Genomic DNA, 18,681 nt, shown 5'->3' with positions numbered 1-18,681 from the left:
TTTCCCACCGTCTTAACTGAACGAATTAGTATTCGTTCAATCTTGGAAACAAGTTTGTATCAGCAAGGTCAACAAAGCGGTAACCTTGGTTTTCAAGCTTGGTCATCAAACGATCCAGGCTTGAAGCTGTGTTCATGTGAATATCATGCATCAACAAAACACCACCATTAGTTTGACCAACAACGTGGTTTACGTAACCAGCATAGTCGGAGCGCAGGCTTGAAGGTGCCTGGCAAGTTTTGTTGGAAGCATCAGACACGCTGCCTGTGTTCGCAAAGGCCCAGTCACAGGTATCGATATTCCAGCCAACGATGTTATAACCCAAAGAGTTTGCATAGTCGTTTGCTGCACATGTGGAGTTACCATATGGGTAACGCAAGTAATTTGGAGTTGTGAATTGGCGTAAAAGTTTATCAGTTTGGTAAATCTGATTTTTCGCGTCAACTACAGACAACTTATGAAAGTTCGGATGATTGTAAGAGTGATTTGCGATGTGGTGACCCTCGTTAAGAATACGACGGATCAAACCTTCGTTACCGGCAACTTTACCACCTAGGATGAAAAAGGTAGCTTTGGCTCCGTGCTTTTTCAAAGTATCCAGGATGATTGGAGTCGTCTTCGGGTTTGGACCGTCATCAAACGTCAATGCGATCGTACCGCGAGTCACTTTATCTGGAACTCTGATACCGAATCGGCAGGTGTCTACGTTAGCCCATTGAGACATTTCAACGCGTCTTTGAATAGATTCTTGTTCCTGGCGCAGGATCAATTCCTGATCTGAAGGTACCGGTCCCAATAGGGCCGTTAGATCAGCACTTGTCTGAGCAAATGCCGTATTAAAGGAAAGAACCGCGAAAGACAACGCCAACAAACGTTTCATAGAGCCTCCAAGCAATATGGCGGCATCCTAACCGAATCCGGGGGAAATCTCAAAAATTCGGGCACTGTCAAAAGTTTGATCACGCCTTTTTACATTAAGTAACCTTATTTGCCCACGGCATCTACACTTCAGGGGCGGGAGCTGTTAATTATAAGCCCATGTCGACACCTAAAAAGATCCCTAAGAAGTACCAGCCAAAAGGATTCGAAATCCTGCACGATGATTTGGATATCATTGTCGGCAACAAATCACCCGGCATCCTGACGGTCGCTGCCAAATGGGAGCGGGAAAACACGGTCCATGGGTTGTTGAATCAGTTCGTGCGTAAGGGGAATCCCCGCTCCACCAAGGTGGTGCACGTGGTTCACCGTCTGGATCAGGCGACTTCAGGTGTTTTGGTTTTTGCTAAAACTGAAGAGGTCATGAACAAGCTTAAGGACAACTGGAAATCCTTCAACAAAACTTACTACGCCATTGTTCACGGTAAGCTTGAGAAAAAATCTGGCACTATTCAAAGTTATTTAAGTGAAGACGAAGATTACGTAGTCCATTCCAGTCAGGATTCAGACCAGGGAAAATTGGCCATCACTGAATACACGGTCTTAAAAGAAATCGACAAGTTCAGTCTTTTAAAGATCAATCTTTTAACGGGAAAAAAGAATCAGATTCGCGTCCACCTTTCAGAACAAGGCCACGCTATTGTTGGCGATACAAAGTACGGAAGACCGCAGTCCCCGTTTAAGAATCTATTTTTGCATTCTGCGGAACTTGAGATCAATCATCCACACAGTGGGAAAAGAATCAGCTTTAAAGCACGCGTTCCCGCGTACTTTAAAAATCTGATCGAATTTGAATACTAGATTTCAACGTCAGAAACACGCCACAAACTAACAAGATCTTTTAAATCCAAGTTAATGCGGTTGATAACATCTTCCGCATTTTTGCCGTCAGTGCCATAAGTGGAGTGAGCATCACTGACCAAGGTGACACCGTATCCAAGCTCATTAGCTTTGCGACATGTCGCTGCGATACAGGTCTCTGATTGCAGACCCGCGATAATCAATTTATGGATGCCTTTTTTCTGCAAGACACTGTGCAATTCTGTCCCCGTGAAAGGCTCAAACTGGGCCTTCTGCACTATAAGATCACCGTTTTCAATTTCGATTTCAGGATGTAACAACCAGCCTTCAGTGCGGGTTTCATCGGCTTCGCCGACTTGTCCGTTGTTTTGCACAAAGATCACCGGAGTGCCTGAAGCCCGCGACAAGCGCAGCAGCTTTTGGAACTTTTCAAGATAATCGTCAGCCTCGTGCACGGGTTTAAAGGGAGCAAACATCTTTGCCTGGACGTCGACAAGTAATAAAGCAGTATTCAAATTCATACACACATATTATCCCAAACTGAACTATTAGGCCACTGCTTGGTCCAATGCCCCTACAAAAACTTGCTAAGCTCGTCTTTTGCTTTCAAAATAAAAGCCATGCTGGAATTGAATCGAAAGACCCTCTTTATTGGCGCCGCCATAATCGCGGCATTCCTGCATTGGAACGGTCGCCCTGTGGCCGTTCCTGATGGCGTCTTGATCAAGGAAGACCCTGACCAGCAACTGATCCCTGAAAATGAACGCAAAGCTATTGTTCTTGATGTCGGAATTGCGGAACCCCAAGCTCGATATAAAATTCGCGCCCGTGTGCTTTCCACAAATCGCTATTGGTTTGACCCGGGGGCTGCGATCTCTCCGATTGATCTCGCTTTGGGCTGGGGTCCGATGTCGGACTCGCGAATTTTAAACGAATTAAGTATTGGGCAATCGCTGCGCTACTATCACGTGAAGTGGCGAAACCCACCACTCCCTACTAATGAAATCATGCGCCATAGCGCTAACGTGCACATGATTCCCGCGAATCCCGTTGTCAGGGATCTGCTGTTTTCGTTGCGTGAAGGAAATCTGATCGAACTCAACGGAAGTTTGGTCATTGTCAGTAGCAAGAATGGCGGTCAATGGAGCAGCTCACTGAGTCGTGACGATCGCGGTGCTGGTGCCTGCGAACTGATGTATGTCACTTCAGTTCGGGTCCTGAATTAACTTTTGTTCAGCGTCAAAACACACATTTTCCCCCTAAAGCAAGCGAGTTGAAAAGGCATTGAAAACCAAAAGTTTAATTTGGGTGGTTTTCTTGCTCTTTTCAAGGTTCTTGATAAAACACCTCCACGTTATTAATAAATTCCTTATGGAGGATACACACATGAAATCAGTTCTAGTATTGCTAGCTACTTTGTCTCTTTCTTCTGCATTCGCAGCACCAAACGAAGATTTGACTCTTCCAGGTGAGCGTTGGATGTCTAAATTCACAGCATTCGTTTGTGACGATGGCAACACTCAAACTCAATCCGTTCCAGCTGACTTCGCAGCTTACAATGTTCAATTGGCTACTGCGACGACTGACTACTCTTTGGACAACCTTTTGATCAAAGGTACGTTCTCTGAAGAAGGTTCTGTTTGCAAATACTCTGCATTGGTTCTTGCAGACAACGTTAACAAAACAGCTCAACTTGTTGACTCTCGCGCTTACGCAATCGAAGGCACTTCTGCTTGCGCTAATGGTAAAGCATTCCTTGATGCTTCCTTGAAGTTCAACAATTACAAATACCTTCACGGTCGCGCAGCGATCTACGTTCCAGCTTCTGATGCTGCTCTTCAATGCGGCGCTGGTGCAACTACTGTAGGTTTGCACTTCCAGGTTACTGGTAAAATCCAACAATAATTTTCTCACGAAAATTGCTGGTCAAAAGAGCCGCTGATTCAAGTCAGCGGCTTTTTTTATTTTCAGCCAACACTGGATCCCGGCCAGAGGGAAAATAACATTTTGCCACCAAAACTTCCCTTCATGATCATAGGAAAAAAAAGGGGGTATTTGTGAAAGCGATATTTTTACTGGCAGCCTCTCTGTTCATGACTGTGCCCGTTTTTGCCGAGGACATGGAAGCCTTTACTGCCGCCGATGATGGGGTGATTACCATCACCGATGATTCGATCTCTGTGCAGGAATCCTATAACTACAATTTTGGTTTTGTGCGCAAAGGTAAAAGCGAGTCCGCACGATTCCGTCTGCGTAACAACGGCAGCTATCCGTTCTACATCAATGATATTGATACCAACGGCAAATACTTCAGCCACACCGAAAACTGTGGCGGCGTTTTATGGCCGGGGCAATCCTGCAGAGCCACGGTGAAATTTGCACCAAAACAAGTGGGACAATTCAGCGGCGCCTTGCATTTTGATCTGATTGGACGCTCGGATATTTGGGTTTACCTGCGCGGAGTCGGATACAACTTCTGATGTGAATCATACAAAGACGGCGATAAAAAACTCCTCGTCGTCTTTGCCATTTCACTTGTGGATTTTGCGATATCTTCAAACTGAAAGGGTTGCACGAATTACAAATTTGCCCTTAGATAAAGGAATGACAATTCATTTCCGAGGGGCATATGGATAATAGCAATCTGCTGAATCAGGAAATCGATTTGCACGGAGCGAAAATTCTGGTCGTGGACGACGTCAGTGACAACCGCATATTGATCGATATGTACATGCGCAAAACTCACTCGCTGGTTCTGCAGGCAACCAATGGCCTGGAAGCGATCGAGATGACCGAAAAGAACAATCCGGATCTTATTCTCATGGACATCCAAATGCCGATCATGGACGGCTACGAATCTGTTCGGCGTATTCGCGCTGCGGGCTTTACCAAGCCTATTATCGCGCTGACCGCCCACTCTATGAAGGAAGACTGCCAGATGTGCGTGGATGCAGGTTGTGACGACGTCCTGACCAAGCCAGCTCGACGTAAGGAGCTCCTAAACAAGATCCAGGGAATCCTTATTACCTAGGTCTGGCAGACGCGACTGACGAAAGGTCTAATAGTCCCGGAATATCTTAAGAAACACTCAGAAATGACCGATGGATTCATATAGTTAAAGGATACAGAACTATGAAATCCATCTTCTTCAGCTTCATTTTTTTGTTAAGCGCGCCCGCTTTTGCACAAGAATATCGTGCACTTCAAAACGTGGGTGCAATTCCTCAAGGCTCTGAAATTAAGGTGCAAGCCGTAAAGCCTAAAAATGAGTTCTTCAATCCCAAAAATCTGAATCCAGAGTCTCCAACGGATATTCCGACAATCAAAAGAGACACCCTGCTTTCCGTAAATTCCATTAAGAGCAAAACCAAATCAGCAGATGTGGATGTATTAAAAGACCTCGCAGAAAATGATGGCTTGGTTGTTGAAAAATCCGCGTTCTCCGCTAACGATCAAAGTTGTATCACCAAAGGCACTTGTACCTTGAATAGTGATACAAAGGTTTATCAGTCCAGCAGCTTTAACTTCTTTGACTGGCTTCGCGATATCTTTGGCATGGGTGAAGTGAAATCTTTGGTAACTCCGACTATTGATGAAAGAACGAATCCAAAATCCGCAGCGGCATTAGTCATGAACGAAAAGGCGACTCAAGCCAATCGCGCCATGAGTGGTCAGGATAAATCCTGCACAGAACTGGCACCGGAGCTTAAGTACAATCGTCTTTTCCAGTGTGGATTGGCGCAGGCATTAGATGCCCACAGAAAAAACATGGCCACTGGCAAAGTTACTTCAGACACCTTTATATTTAATGACTTTAAAAACGGTGAATTAACCGGAAAAATGTACTTCTTTAACTCCAAAGGCGAATTAGCGCAGGTTTTACCAAAAAGCCCAATCCCTGTTGCCCGCGGCGTTAATGAGTTCGGTGCCAACTTCAGACAAACTCCGAACGGCGCCATTGTAACTCGCGCGTATCGCCCTCCCCGTGCTGGTAACATCAATGACGGCATTGAGCTATTGGGCTTGGAAAATGGAAATATGAATATTCATGGCCGGGGCGTATTACTGCATGGAGCCGATCCCTACGCCCCAACCTGGGGCTGCTTGGGAGTTGCCGGATCCTATGATAGCGACAGCGCAGGAAAAGAAGAGCGCGGCGGTCGCCCCCTTTACTTGGATGAGCTAAAATCAGGTCTATTAAAGAATGGCGGGGTTATGATCTACAACTTCACCCCGAACAAAGCCGCTCAATGTAAGTAAGTGCCGCCTACAATGGCCTCCCAAATAAAAGGGAGGCTTTTTTTATTCCGAAATCCCACCGGTAATATCTCAAATACTTCGGGACCAGAATTTAGATTCTGTTGTCTTTTTTTGGCGAACTGATAGTTTCCGCCCACTATGTCACCAGCATTATTATCCGTTCGTCAGCCCGTTTTTATTCTATCAATCGTTATCCTGATGCTTACCTTGGGGGCGATCTCCCTTAAGAAACTTCCCATCGATTTGTATCCGGATGTCACCTTCCCGACCGTGGTTGTCCAAACCACCTACGCCGGTGCGGGGCCACAGGAAATTGAAACGGAAGTTTCCAAAATCCTGGAAGATGAACTTGCCACTATTTCTGGTGTGCAAAAAGTTTCTTCTCAAAACATGGAATCCGTTTCCGTGGTTATGGTTGAGTTCAACCTGAAAACAAACTTGAATTTCGCTGAACAAGAGGTTCGCGCCAAAGTTCAAAACGTTCTGCGCGATCTTCCCGATGATATCGATCAGCCGGTGATTCGTAAGGTCTCCCCTTCTGATGCTCCGATCATGTACATCACTTTGTTGTCGCAAATGGAAGACGGCAAACTGTATGATTTGGCCAAAGAGGTCATCTCTCCGCAATTCGAGCAGGTTTACCAAGTTGGTCAAGTTGACATTCTGGGTGGTCGCAAACGTGAAATTCATGTGAGCATGGATTACAACCGTCTGAACTCTGCCGACGTTTCCGCAACCAGCATTTCCAATGCTTTGCAATCAGGCGGACGTAACGTTCCGGCTGGTAAAATTGACGAAGGCAATACTCAGTACTCTTTCCGTACGATTGCTCAGTATCAGGCGCTATCTGATATTGGGAATACGGTCTTGCGCCTGGCTGATGTCTATCACCCGGTTTCCATCGGGACTTTGGCGAAAGTGGAAGACACTCTTCAGGATGAAACCACACGCAGTCGTCTGAATGGAAAAAAAGCCATCAACTTTGCGATCTATCGTCAATCTGGCGCGAACTCTGTAAAAGTGGCTGATGATATCCGCATCAAAGTGGATAAAATCAATAAACAGCTGACAGATCAAAACATCGATGCACAGATGAAGATCACTCAGGACACCAGTAAGAAGATTCGCGATAACGTATTTGACGTTTACGAATCCATCTTCTTCGGGGTTCTATTGACAGTTATCGTGGTTTACTTCTTCTTAGGATCCATGAAGTCCACACTTATTACGGGCTTTGCCCTGCCGAACTCCCTGTTGGGTGCTTGTATTATGATGGGAATCTTTGGATTCTCGATCAACATCATGAGCTTGTTGGCAATGTCTTTGGTGGTAGGCCTTCTGGTGGATGACGCCATCGTGGTGCGGGAAAATATTTTCCGAAAACTTGAAGCGGGCATGTCCCCTAAAAAAGCTGCGGTCGTGGGTACTCAGGAAGTAACTCTGGCCGTTATCGCTACGACTTTGACGATTCTTGCGGTATTCGGACCGATCGGTAACCTTGAGGGTATCGTTGGTCAGTTCTTCAAACAGTTTGGTTTGACGATCTGTTTTGCGATGATCGTATCCCTGTTTGACGGTTTGTTCGTGGCTCCAGCATTGTCGGCATACGTTGCCGGTGCGCACTCCCATGCAGAACCGACTTCTAAATTCGGTAAATGGAACAAGCGTGCGTTGAAAGCTTTTGACCGTTTCCAATCCCGTTTGGAAGAAAAGTACGTAACGACTTTGAAGTGGTCTTTGGCGAATCCAAAGAAAACTATCGGTGCTTCCGTCGCCATCTTCTTCCTTTCTATCGGTGTGGCAAGAATGGTTCCATTCACTTTCCTGCCTGCGCAGGATAATGGTGAGTTCTTTGTGATGTTCGAGCTTCCTCCAGGGGCAAGCTTGGATGGTACAGACGAAGTGGCAAAACTTCTTGAAGACAAAGTCAGCAAGTTCCCGGAAATCGAGAACGTTCTGACTTTGATTGGTTCTTCGAACTCAGAAGCGCACAAAGGAAATCTATTCATCCGCCTGGTGCCTTCCAAACAGCGTAAGAAAAACACCACGGCCATGAAGGATGCTCTTCGTGAGGTCTTCAAGGACGTGCAGCAAAAATACAATATCATCGTGACAGACAATCCAGGTCAGCAAAACAGCCGTCAGTTCAACTTGAACATCGTCGGTCAGGATATGAACGCCTTGATTGATTACTCGAACAAAGTATTGGAAGTCCTTCGGAAAAACCCAAGCTTGTCACAACCCGATACTTCGTATCGTGCGGGTAAGCCTGAGTTCCAGGTTAAAATGAAAACCGACATCGCTAAAATGTCTGGTGTGACATTGACTGGTATCGGTGTCGAGCTTCGTACTTTGATTGAAGGTATGACGCCGGCGATTTACCGTGAAAACGGTGTGAACTATGACGTGCGCGTTCGTTTGAAACCGGATCAACGTGATCTGCGTAAAGAATACGACAACCTGAAAGTTCCAAACTTGAACAACCGTCTGGTTCCACTTTCCAACGTCGCTGAAATGAAGGCCGCTCAAGGTCCATCCGTGATCTTGCGTGAAAATCGCAATCGTTATATCCAGATTTCTGCCGACATCGCTCCGGGCGGAAAAGGTCTGGGCGGCGTGATGGCTGAGCTGAATGCTTTGACTAAAACAGAATTAAAGCCACCTGCAGGTGTTACTTTCAGCTTCGTGGGTGAAGCCGAACGTTTCGCCGAACTTATGCAAAACATCCTGGTATCCATGGGTCTGGGTGTGATGTTCATTTATCTGGTGCTGGCAAGCTTGTACGGATCTTTCATCACTCCAGTCACGATCATGTCGGTGATCCCGCTGGCGGCCTGTGGTGCGTTCTATAGCTTGTTCATCATGCGTTCGAGCTTTGACTTGTTCTCGATGATCGGTTGCGTGATGTTGATGGGTCTGGCGACGAAGAACTCCATCTTGTTGATTGACTCAACTTTAGAGCAACAAAAAGAAGGGAAAGAGCTAAAAGAAGCATTGATCCATGCGGGCTTCACGCGTCTTCGCCCGATCATCATGACCAGCTTGGCGTTGATTGCAGGTATGATCCCGGTAGCTATCGGTCTGAACGAGGCTTCCAAAGGTCGTACAAGTTTAGGTATCGTCGTTATCGGTGGTACGATCAGCTCGACGTTGCTGACGCTTTATGTGATCCCAGCGTTGCATCTTTACGTGGAAAGATTCTCGATCTGGTTCATGAAGAAGTATCACGGGATCTTCGGACACGATCCTTCAGAAATCTAAATTCAACTAAAAAGGGGACTTTCGTCCCCTTTTTTATTTAACACTATTTATCAGACTGCTCTTTGGCCTTTTTCTCAAGATCGTTCTTGTGTCCTGGGCATTCGCACTCCGCTTCCGGCTTGCCACACTCTCCACACATGTGGACTTTCTTCTTTCTTACATTCTTGTCTTTGCCTGTAATGACCGTCACTGCATCAGATTTATTTTCTGAAGACTTGTCTGCATGTGCAAACGCTGTTGAGCCGGCCATCAGTACCATTGCGAAAATACCCACTAGTGCTTTCATAAATCCTCCTATGAACACTTATTTAATTTCTTTCTTTGCATGTGCGAACGCCAAAATTTGTTTTTCAAATACGGAATACAAAATCGGTAACACGAATAACGTCAGTACCGTCGATGACAAGATACCGCCCATAACAACAGTAGCCAGCGGTCTTTGGACCTCTGCACCCATTCCTGTGGAAAGTGCCATCGGTAGAAAACCAAAGACATCCACAAGGGCTGTCATCAGCACGGGACGAATTCGAAGCATCGTCCCGTGCTCAACCAGGTGATTTCCGGAAAGACCCCGATCCCTTAGTTCATTAAAGTAATTTACCAAAACCACGCCATTCAGAACCGCAATACCCGACAAGGCAATGAATCCAACCCCTGCCGAAACGCTGAACGGCATACCACCAATCATCAGTGCCACGACCCCGCCGATCAAGGCGAAAGGAACACACAGAAAGATCAATGCTGTTTCAAATACATTTCTAAACGCGGCGTAGATCATCAATAGCACCAAAGCCAGAGCCAACGGCCCCAAAACATAAAGTCTTGATTTGGCTTCGCTGAGGTTTTTAAAGTTCCCACCCCATTCCATGTAGTATCCCGGCGGCAATTTCACAGACTCGGCCACTTTGATACGAGCTTCGTCGACAAAGGATTCTGTATCACGCCCCCGCGGATTAATTAGAACCGCGATTCTGCGTTTTGTTTGTTCCCTGCTAAATGAGCTGTAGGCCTCTACAAACTTCAACTGAGCGACATCTTTAAGAGCCATCGTGCTAGAAGCACCGATTCCCACCGGTAGATTTTTTATAGAACTGATATTGCTTCTATCCTCGTCCTTCAATCGCACCGTGATCGGGTACTTTTTCGTTCCTTCATAGAACGTGCCGACTTCATGTCCACCTATACCGATACCCACGGATTCCAGAACTTCACGCGAAGACACGCCCATCTTTCGCAGCATGTGTTTATCGGGAATAATATCCAGAACCGTCACTGTGCCCTTGGCCTCAAGCTCTACATCCCCGGCTCCCGGAACTGTTTGAATCACCTTCATTGCGGACTCAGCTATTTCAGTAATTTTAGCCTGATCTTCGCCAAACACTTTTAAAGAAACATCGGCCCGCGTGCCTTCCATCAACTCGTTAAAACGGAGTTGAATGGGCTGACTGACCAGAATTCTTTGACCCGGTGTTGTCGCTTCAAGTTCTTCAACGATGGCTGCAATCAATTGTTCTTTGGATCGCCTTTTACCATCAATCAATGGCCAGTCACTCTCTGAATGAAGCATCAGGTAGGTATCAGAGATATTTGGCCCCATGGGATCCATCGAGATCTCGGCCGTACCAATCCGACCAAAGACATCTTTAACCTCCGGGAATGACTTGATGATCTCCTGTGATCGCTCTTCCAGTGCCACAGAATGCGAAATTCCCACCGTCACAGGGCGGATGAACTGAATGGCTATAGCTCCTTCGTCCAACTGAGGCAGGAATTCACCACCAAGCCGTGTGAACAAGAAAACTCCCAGCGCCACCGAGACCACGGCAACAGAAATCACCGCTCGCTTCGCGCCCAAACCCCAGCCTAATGCTGGCTTATAAAGCGCATAAACCTTGCGCATGATCCACGGCTCATTATCTTCAACTTTGCCCCGCAAAATCAAACTTGCCAGAGCAGGTACAAAGGTAAACGACAAAACCAATGCGGCAAAAATGGCGAAAATAAATGTCGCGGCCATCGGCACAAACATTTTTCCTTCGATGCCCACAAAGGCAAAGATCGGCAAAAATACGACTATAATGATAAGCTCGCCGAATCCGGCCGACTTTCTGATTTCCAATGTCGCATCATGAATAGTATCTGCCAACTCTGTACCGGTCAGGGATCGCCCCAGACTCTTCGCGCGACCATGAATATGGCGCACACAGTTGTCCAAAACGATGACAGCTCCGTCAACTATGATACCAAAATCAAGGGCTCCCAAACTGACAAGATTTCCCGAGATCCCAAACCGTCTCATCAAAATAAAAGTAATCAAAAGAGACAGCGGTATCACTATGGCCGTGATCAATGCCGCTCTGATATTTCCCACCAACAAGAATAAAACCACAATCACGAGAATTGCGCCGACAAGAAGATTGTGTTCAATAGTACTCAATGTCGCATTCACCAAATAGGAACGATCATAAACCGTCGTGATCGCATAACCTTCAGGTAAGCCTTTTCTTATTTCTTCAATCTGACTGTCCACGCGCAAGGCAACAGTTCGGGAGTTTTCACCCATCAGCATAAGAACAGTTCCCAGCACGGCTTCTTTACCGTTATGAAGGGCGGCGCCCGTGCGTAGTTCTTTGCCAATACCGACCGTCGCAAGATCTCCGATGGATATCACACGACCATTCTCTAAAGCCCTTACAGGGACACTACGGATATCATCAAGAGATTCAAAAAGACCGTATGCCTGAACTAAGAACTGATCAGCTGTCTGTTCGACGTATCCGCCGCCCGCATTCTTGTTTGCGCGCTCGATAGCCTCTTCGATATCGCTAAAGTGAACGCCATATGCAGATAACTTTTTGGGATCCGGATGAATCAAGTATTGCTTTTCATGACCACCAATAGTGTTAACTTCCGCTACACCCTTCACCGTCAAAAGACGCGGCTTGATATACCAGTCCTGTAAAGATCTGATTTCAGCAAGCTGATCCAAACGCTTGGAACCAGTCGCCGGTTTTTCAGCCTCGATCACATAGTGATAAACTTCTCCCAATCCCGACGTCACGGGACCCAGTTTCGGATGAACACCACCCGGCAGGTTTTCGGAGATGTCTTGAAGCCTTTCAGAAACCAACTGGCGCGCACGGTATATGTCAGTCTCGTCCTCAAAAGTCACCGTCACCTGCGAGATGCCGAATCTTGTGATGGATCGTACTTGAATCACTCCAGGAATGCCATTTAAGGCAATCTCGACGGGCACAGTGACCGTGCGCTCGATCTCCTCGGGGCTAAGTGCTTCAACTGCGGTGTTTACCTGCACCTGCACATTGGTGATATCAGGAACTGCATCAATCGGCAGCTTTTGAAATGCAAACCATCCCGCCAAAGCCGCAAGAAAAGTAAAAAATATGATCAGCCAGCGGAAGGCAATTGAAAATCTAACAAGTTTTGAAATCATATAGTCCATCCCGCTCTAATGAGCACAAGAGTCCACTGTGCCAGCATTCAGATCCGAATCTGTCATTCGTAAAAAAGTAACGCCTTCGACTGCGACTTGATCCCCTGTTTCCAGGTCTTCCGCTTTCACCATAACGGTGTCTTTGTCTGCAGAAACCACTTTGACCAAGACCATCGAAATCCACCCGTCATAGAGGCGATAAACTGCGTCCGACTGCTTTAAGGTCATTAAAGAACTTTTGGGGACTTTCCAGGGGCCTTTTCCACTTAATGCCTGAAACTTCACGCCCATGGATTTCATCGCTTTAGAAGAAAGTTTAAAGCCCTGCTCGGGATCAAACTGTTCAACAGCTTTTCCCTGACCTATACGGGAAGCTTCTCCTGAAGCCTCACCCGCGTTAGTATTGCTAACCGAAAAGACCGTCACTAACATGGAAAGTAAAATTAAATGTCTCATAGCGACTCCTGAAATACACGACCATCGAATTTGTGAATCTGCCAAAGTGCCTGAATGGCCTTTAGTTCACGCCCATGCCTGCTTTTGATCAGCTCTGCGCCCTGCCGGTGAAACTCAATCACCAGGGAACTTGAAACCAATCCTTGAGCGGCCAGTTTTTGATTGCCGCTGAACTCTTTGTCTACTTGCTCAACCGTTGGAGACTCCTTCAATGCTTCGACAGCTGCGCGATACACCCGGACCTGTTCGACCCGTTCATGGCCCTCTTCAGCTTCCGTCAACTCGATAAACATTTCTGACTTCTTCAATCCGGCGTTGGAATAGGCTTTGCCACCTCCGTTTACATTGAACACCGGCAGATCCATCATCAGTCTGAAGCCATAAAGATTTTCAGACTCATTCGCGCCATTTTCCAATTTCGCCATGGGGCCCAATTTCAAACTGGGCCAAGCTTGCGCTTTTGCCGCGGAAACTTCAGCCATAAAGTAGGATCTGTCAGCCAGTGATTTCAGCACGGCTGGAGAGGTTCCTTCGCCTTTTTTTACATCAGTAACTTCCGGCCAGGATTTCGGTGAAGTAGGAAGCACCGGTGCCAACTCTGCCAATGAGTGGCCCGTGGCCAGATGAAAGAAATGCTCCAATGATTTTTCTTCTTCCAGCAACTCAGATTGTTTAATTTTTGTATCTGCCAATGCCATCTTATAAACCGACAAACTCACACGCTGCTCAGGCCCCAACCCCGGTCGCCCCTGCTGTTGCTTGACCAATTTGCTGAAAGTTTCAATGGCTTGGGCTGCCATTGTTTTTTCAACTTTCAACTGCGCAAGTCGGTAAAGATTTGTCACGGTCGATATCACCAGCTCTGCTTGCACCAACTTCAGTTCAGAATCAGAACGACCGATTTCGGAATCAGCAAGGTCGATTCTAGAGGATCGTTTTCCACCCCATTCGATCGGCTGAACCAAGCCGATATCAGTGCTGGAAGTGCTGCCTTTTCCAAACACAGCCTCCACATCCAATTCAGGATTTTGTATCTGCCCGGCCTTATCTTTTGATGTTTTGGACTGTTCGAGCTCCAACGCGGCCCGCTTTGCTTGTGGATGATGAGAAATCACACACTCAATCACTTCCTGAGATGTTTTCGGCAGCGGACACTCACTGTGGTATCCATGCCTGTGCGTAAGGCCTTCTTGACTTGCAAGTGCCCCTATTCCCAAAAATGGAATAGCGAAAAATATAACGGTTTTCATTTCAATTAATCCTGGAAAAATGGTGGCGCCATATACAAGCGCGCAAATTTATGGAACTGCAATTTTGGTGAATGGCGAGAAAGATCTATCGCCTTCAGACTATACCCGTGGGGGCTCTTTGATAATATTGAGTGGAGCATCTGGATGGCTATGGCTTTGAAAACCACGATACACTTGAGACAACTCAAGCTCCAGATTATGAGCTGTAAAACTTAGTAAACCATGTTGATTGCATTGTGACTGACAAATTGTGCAGTCGATACAACGAGACGCACAGTCGGCGTCTTGATGTGCATCCTCAATGGCAACATTTCCTAACAGGGATTGACTGTCGGTCATTTGAACGATCGCCTCACTGTCAGACGCACAGCAAGTGTCCAATTGCGACGCAAATCCCCCACTCCATACACTGAAGAGGGTGATAACAATCATAATCTGTACGACTATTGAGCGAACCATGGATTTAATCTATGTTTTTTGCTTCCCCTTGTAAACCAATTACCGCGACGCGCCCTAGACACCCCTGGGTTCAGCGTCTAACCTATTTAAATGAACTTCACATCCATTCAAACAGTCGCTTTTGCAGCCCTTGTTGTCTATTTGGGACGATTTTTAAAATCAAAGTTTACTTTCATTGATAAATACAACCTTCCATCACCGGTCATCGGCGGGGTCCTGGTCGCGATTGTAATTTCCGTTTTGAAATCCCACGGCATCATAGCCATGGAGTTTGATAAATCGTTTGAAACCCCTTTAATGATCGCCTTCTTTGCCTCTGTCGGATACGCCGCTTCGTTCCGCCTGCTGAAGCAAGGTGGACGCATGGTTGTCTACTTTCTTCTTTTATCCATAGGAGGATTGTTGCTGCAGGTTCTTGCTGGCATCGGCGCTGCCAAGTTGATGGGCTTGCATCCACTACTGGGAGTTTTAACGGGACCGGTTTCATTGACTGGCGGCCCAGGAACAGCTCTGGCATTTGCTCCTTCTTTTGAAGCCGTCGGTGTCGAAAATGCCTCGGTAATTGGTATCACCACAGCTATGGGCGGCATTCTACTGGGTGGCTTGATTGGAACTCCTCTGGCAACTTTTCTTATTCATAAAAAAACCACTATGACTCACCCCCATGGAGCAAATGCAAAAGTTGACGATTCTCATTTCTTAAAATCTTTCCCAGGACGGGACTTATTACTGCACGTCCTGGCATTGTGCCTGATTATGGGCTTCGGTTCTGTTGTGACTTCAGGAATAACAGCTTTGGGGATTACTCTGCCCATCTATATTGGTTCGATGATTGTCGCTGCATTTTTCAGAAACATTGAAGACGCGGCAAACATATTCCATATTAAAGCGGATTGGATCGAGGAAATTGGCAGCGTCGCTCTGACCCTATTTATTGCCATGGCCATTATGAGCTTAAGACTTGAGGAACTGAAAAACGCAGCCTTGCCAATTCTGGTATTCCTGTTGATTCAAACGATCCTGGTTGCAATCGCTGCCGTCGGTCCCGTCTTTTGGATCACTGGCCGTGACTATGAAGGCGCGGTGATCAGTGCTGGATACACGGGCTTCATGATGGGGACCACGGCCAATGCGATGGCCAACATGCAGTCCATGAGTCAAAAGTATGGACCGGCTCCAAAGGCATTTTTAGTGGTGCCTTTGGTAGGATCCTGCTTTATTGACTTCATCAATGCTGCCGTTATCACTTTCTGTCTTAACGTCTTTCGATAGACCGGCCGTTTATAAAAACCATATTGATCTTTTGAGTATTGCGGATGTCATCAATCGGATCCGCATCCAAAACAATAAGATTGGCCTTCATTCCCACCTGCACTCCAGCATAGTCATTGCTTAAACCCAGGATGTTGGAGTTGTTCACGGTCGCAATGCGAATCACCTCTTCGGGTTCAAGCCCTGCATCCACCAATAATTGCATCTCCCGGTGCTCGCTGAAACCCTGAATACGGGCCAGGTTTGCACCAGAATCCGTTCCCAGCCCAATCACAATTCCTGATTTGAACAAGGTCATGACATTTTTCTGGGCCATTCTTAACTCTTCCACCGCGGAAGGTTTCGCCTGATAGGATGTTTGCAGCCACTGCAGAACACCGGGATCCAAAGCTTCCCTGAAGAAATCAGTTTCCATCCATTCATGTTTTTTCTCAAAGATAAACTGCGACTCGTCCACCGACAGGGTCGGCACATAGGAGATGTTCTTGGTCTTCATCAAAGAAATCAGCTCCAGGTCCACAGGCTGATCGCGCACACTGTGCGCCAGAATATCGACACCTTCCTTTGCCAAAAGTTTGGCGTCCTCCAGGTAATACACATGGGCTGCCACACGAACCTTTTGCGCATGCGCTTCTGCAATTAAAACCTTATAGATTTCCGGCGACATTTTCTTTTTCATTTTGCCGTTGAAGTCATCCACCCAAATTTTTATGACATTGGGTTTTTTTGCCAAAAGCTCGCGCACTTGTTTGCGAGCCTCGTTGACGGTTCGGGGACGATACACCTGATCAATTCCCATTGCCGAAGGTGGAGCTCCATCTGGAACCCCGAAACCGCGCCCTGCTGTCAAAACTAATGGTAGGGTGCTGTCACTTCTTTCGCTATCGGACCGAATTTTGTAGATGACGTCGGTATCCATTCCCAATGATAGAACGGCCCCTACTCCGTACTTTCTAAGTTTATACAGCTGATTCATGTCGTTTTCTGCCGTAATTTGCTTTGATCCGACTTCAGTTCCCCTGGTCATTCCCAAATGAACGTGGGCCGACATAAGCGCCGGCATCACAGTTTTGCCTTCCAGTTCCAAAACCTTGGCCCGAAATGGCAAAACCTCCTTGGGATCCAGGATGGAGCGAATCCGATCATCTTTCACCACGATTGTAACATTCGGCCGGGCCGGCGAACCCAATCCATCCACAAGACGCACACCTTTTAGAATCAGCAAGCCTTCGCCATTGCCTTCGATACTCTCTTTTTTATGAGAACAGGCCCCCAACAAGAAAATCCACATGACCAATACTAATGGTGTACGCATAAAAGCCCCTTTCGACTGAACAATTATAAAAGAAGTCTGTGCAGAGCAGAACGCCTAGCCTTGAAAGTTTCAAAAGACAGTATTTACTTCGTCAAACCGATAAAACAGAATAGACTTTATCCATGTGGATTATTCTGAAAGTTCTATTTAGCTCAGCTGCATATTTACTGCGATATACATATCGCTATATGGGCATACATAGACTCATCAGCTCTCCCAGCTATTATGAAGGCGTCGAGATTTTTTCCTACCTTGGTAAAGGACGTGGCAAGCAACAACTCACCACCTGGAATCGAACATTCAATTGCAAAACGTCATTTAAACTAACCCGCGAATCCAGTTTGGATAAATTCTTTAAAAACTGGGGATTCGCCGAAGAAATTCAAACCAATGACCTTACTTTCGATTCCACCATCTATATCGCTTCGGACAGCACCGGATTTATGCGCAAGATCCAAACTGATTCCCAATGCCGAAATCTGATTCAGCAGTTATTTGAGAACGGCTGTCTTTGGATCTCCGGCGGTGGCAATGCCATGCAAGCCCGCTTTGAAGGTGATCGCCGCGATGACCAAAGTATTGCCGGACTGTTCGCGCAACTTACGAAGCACATCGAGGAATTGCAAAAGTTGCCGCGCGAGATGGACCACTTTGCTGCGAAGGCTCTTATTACTGAATCAATCATTTGGGGATTTGCTGCGTATGCCATAGTCAGCACCCTGCAGTGGCTTCAACTTCGCGAGGACATTTATATAAACGGTGTCGAACTGGCGAAGTCGGGTCTTCTGGTCAGCAGTTTGATCGCTTTCGTATTTATAGTCGTGATTGGTCTGATATTCCGAAAGTCCTCCCGGGGACATCGTATAATTATTGAAAGTTTTTTGGTCTTGGCATTCGCGATTCCCTTTGGTGGTATTGCTCTGTTTTCCGACGTGAATATCCAGATGGATCGTTCACCCTCGACAATTATCGAAGGAACTGTTGAAGGTCACTATACGCAGATGCACCGAAGACGCGCAGGTCGACATTACATCACCTACCATATTCAAGTGGTTAGTAAATCCCCGAATTCCATACTGATGCTGCCTACTGACTTGCGAATATCATCCCGGCTATATGAAGAACTCAATATGAAAAGCCGAGTCCGTATTGAAATCGGCGCTGGAAAACTAAAACATCCCTGGATACGAAGAATCACTGCTCTTTAGCATAAA

17 protein-coding genes are annotated in these 18,681 nt (G+C 46.6%); 9 read left to right on the top strand and 8 right to left on the bottom strand.

Annotation, left to right across the window (positions count from 1 at the left end; genetic code table 11):
- Nucleotides 1-25 precede the first annotated feature (25 nt).
- The gene (locus tag ACLVWU_RS04710; RefSeq protein ID WP_413577731.1) at nt 26-880 is read right to left on the bottom strand and encodes a polysaccharide deacetylase family protein; all 855 of its coding nucleotides are present in this window, start codon (nt 878-880) and stop codon (nt 26-28) included.
- A gap of 158 nt (nt 881-1,038) precedes the next feature.
- Between ACLVWU_RS04710 and ACLVWU_RS04705 the strand changes: the two genes are divergently transcribed.
- Nucleotides 1,039-1,740 (top strand): RluA family pseudouridine synthase, encoded by a 702-nt coding sequence (locus ACLVWU_RS04705; RefSeq protein ID WP_413577730.1) that lies wholly within the window; start codon nt 1,039-1,041, stop codon nt 1,738-1,740.
- Here ACLVWU_RS04705 and ACLVWU_RS04700 read toward each other — a convergent pair.
- The gene (locus ACLVWU_RS04700; RefSeq protein WP_413577728.1) at nt 1,737-2,261 is read right to left on the bottom strand and encodes an isochorismatase family protein; all 525 of its coding nucleotides are present in this window, start codon (nt 2,259-2,261) and stop codon (nt 1,737-1,739) included. The two genes, ACLVWU_RS04705 and ACLVWU_RS04700, sit on opposite strands and share 4 nt — an antisense overlap.
- A 99-nt stretch (nt 2,262-2,360) precedes the next feature.
- Between ACLVWU_RS04700 and ACLVWU_RS04695 the strand changes: the two genes are divergently transcribed.
- The 6 genes from ACLVWU_RS04695 to ACLVWU_RS04670 all read left to right on the top strand — a co-directional run bounded on the left by ACLVWU_RS04695 (nt 2,361) and on the right by ACLVWU_RS04670 (nt 9,261).
- The gene (locus ACLVWU_RS04695; RefSeq protein ID WP_413577727.1) at nt 2,361-2,966 is read left to right on the top strand and encodes a hypothetical protein; all 606 of its coding nucleotides are present in this window, start codon (nt 2,361-2,363) and stop codon (nt 2,964-2,966) included.
- A 160-nt stretch (nt 2,967-3,126) separates the two neighbouring features.
- Nucleotides 3,127-3,645: a hypothetical protein gene (locus tag ACLVWU_RS04690; protein WP_413577725.1), complete on the top strand. Its 519-nt coding sequence runs from the start codon at nt 3,127-3,129 to the stop codon at nt 3,643-3,645.
- 152 nt (nt 3,646-3,797) lie between these two features.
- The gene (locus ACLVWU_RS04685; RefSeq protein WP_413577723.1) at nt 3,798-4,220 is read left to right on the top strand and encodes a choice-of-anchor D domain-containing protein; all 423 of its coding nucleotides are present in this window, start codon (nt 3,798-3,800) and stop codon (nt 4,218-4,220) included.
- A gap of 149 nt (nt 4,221-4,369) precedes the next feature.
- Nucleotides 4,370-4,771: a response regulator gene (locus tag ACLVWU_RS04680; protein WP_413577722.1), complete on the top strand. Its 402-nt coding sequence runs from the start codon at nt 4,370-4,372 to the stop codon at nt 4,769-4,771.
- A gap of 101 nt (nt 4,772-4,872) precedes the next feature.
- Entirely contained in the window at nt 4,873-6,000 is a 1,128-nt protein-coding gene (locus ACLVWU_RS04675; protein WP_413577721.1) for a hypothetical protein, read from the top strand.
- 138 nt (nt 6,001-6,138) lie between these two features.
- Nucleotides 6,139-9,261: an efflux RND transporter permease subunit gene (locus ACLVWU_RS04670; RefSeq protein ID WP_413577720.1), complete on the top strand. Its 3,123-nt coding sequence runs from the start codon at nt 6,139-6,141 to the stop codon at nt 9,259-9,261.
- 43 nt (nt 9,262-9,304) lie between these two features.
- Here ACLVWU_RS04670 and ACLVWU_RS04665 read toward each other — a convergent pair whose 3' ends face one another.
- From ACLVWU_RS04665 to ACLVWU_RS04645, 5 genes are all read right to left on the bottom strand, one after another.
- Complete coding sequence (locus tag ACLVWU_RS04665; RefSeq protein ID WP_413577718.1) at nt 9,305-9,547, bottom strand: hypothetical protein; 243 nt, start codon at nt 9,545-9,547, stop codon at nt 9,305-9,307.
- 18 nt (nt 9,548-9,565) lie between these two features.
- Nucleotides 9,566-12,715 carry an efflux RND transporter permease subunit gene (locus ACLVWU_RS04660; RefSeq protein WP_413577717.1) on the bottom strand — a complete coding sequence of 1,050 codons (3,150 nt, stop codon included), beginning with the start codon at nt 12,713-12,715 and terminating at the stop codon, nt 9,566-9,568.
- Nucleotides 12,716-12,730: 15 nt separating this feature from the next.
- Nucleotides 12,731-13,171, bottom strand: coding sequence for a hypothetical protein (locus ACLVWU_RS04655; protein ID WP_413577716.1), 441 nt, complete (start codon nt 13,169-13,171; stop codon nt 12,731-12,733).
- A complete protein-coding gene (locus tag ACLVWU_RS04650) occupies nt 13,168-14,421 on the bottom strand; it encodes a TolC family protein (RefSeq protein WP_413577715.1) in 1,254 nt (417 codons plus the stop codon). Before ACLVWU_RS04650 ends, ACLVWU_RS04655 begins: the two co-directional genes overlap by 4 nt.
- A 99-nt stretch (nt 14,422-14,520) precedes the next feature.
- A complete protein-coding gene (locus tag ACLVWU_RS04645) occupies nt 14,521-14,880 on the bottom strand; it encodes a hypothetical protein (protein ID WP_413577713.1) in 360 nt (119 codons plus the stop codon).
- Nucleotides 14,881-14,970: 90 nt separating this feature from the next.
- On the opposite strand from ACLVWU_RS04645, the gene gltS reads away from it, so the two are divergent.
- The gene (gene gltS, locus ACLVWU_RS04640) at nt 14,971-16,152 is read left to right on the top strand and encodes a sodium/glutamate symporter (protein ID WP_413577711.1); all 1,182 of its coding nucleotides are present in this window, start codon (nt 14,971-14,973) and stop codon (nt 16,150-16,152) included.
- Here gltS and ACLVWU_RS04635 read toward each other — a convergent pair.
- Complete coding sequence (locus ACLVWU_RS04635) at nt 16,136-17,467, bottom strand: amidohydrolase family protein (RefSeq protein ID WP_413577710.1); 1,332 nt, start codon at nt 17,465-17,467, stop codon at nt 16,136-16,138. The genes gltS and ACLVWU_RS04635 overlap by 17 nt on opposite strands.
- Before the next feature lie 122 nt (nt 17,468-17,589).
- Here ACLVWU_RS04635 and ACLVWU_RS04630 point away from each other — a divergent pair, with 122 nt between their 5' ends.
- Nucleotides 17,590-18,675, top strand: coding sequence for a hypothetical protein (locus tag ACLVWU_RS04630; RefSeq protein ID WP_413577708.1), 1,086 nt, complete (start codon nt 17,590-17,592; stop codon nt 18,673-18,675).
- Nucleotides 18,676-18,681 lie beyond the last annotated feature (6 nt).

Source organism: Bdellovibrio sp. HCB290 (genome assembly GCF_047305925.1).
In the GTDB taxonomy this organism is placed as follows: domain Bacteria; phylum Bdellovibrionota; class Bdellovibrionia; order Bdellovibrionales; family Bdellovibrionaceae; genus Bdellovibrio.
The sequence above is the reverse complement of the archived record's forward strand: the minus strand, read 5'-3'. Positions and strand labels throughout refer to the sequence as shown.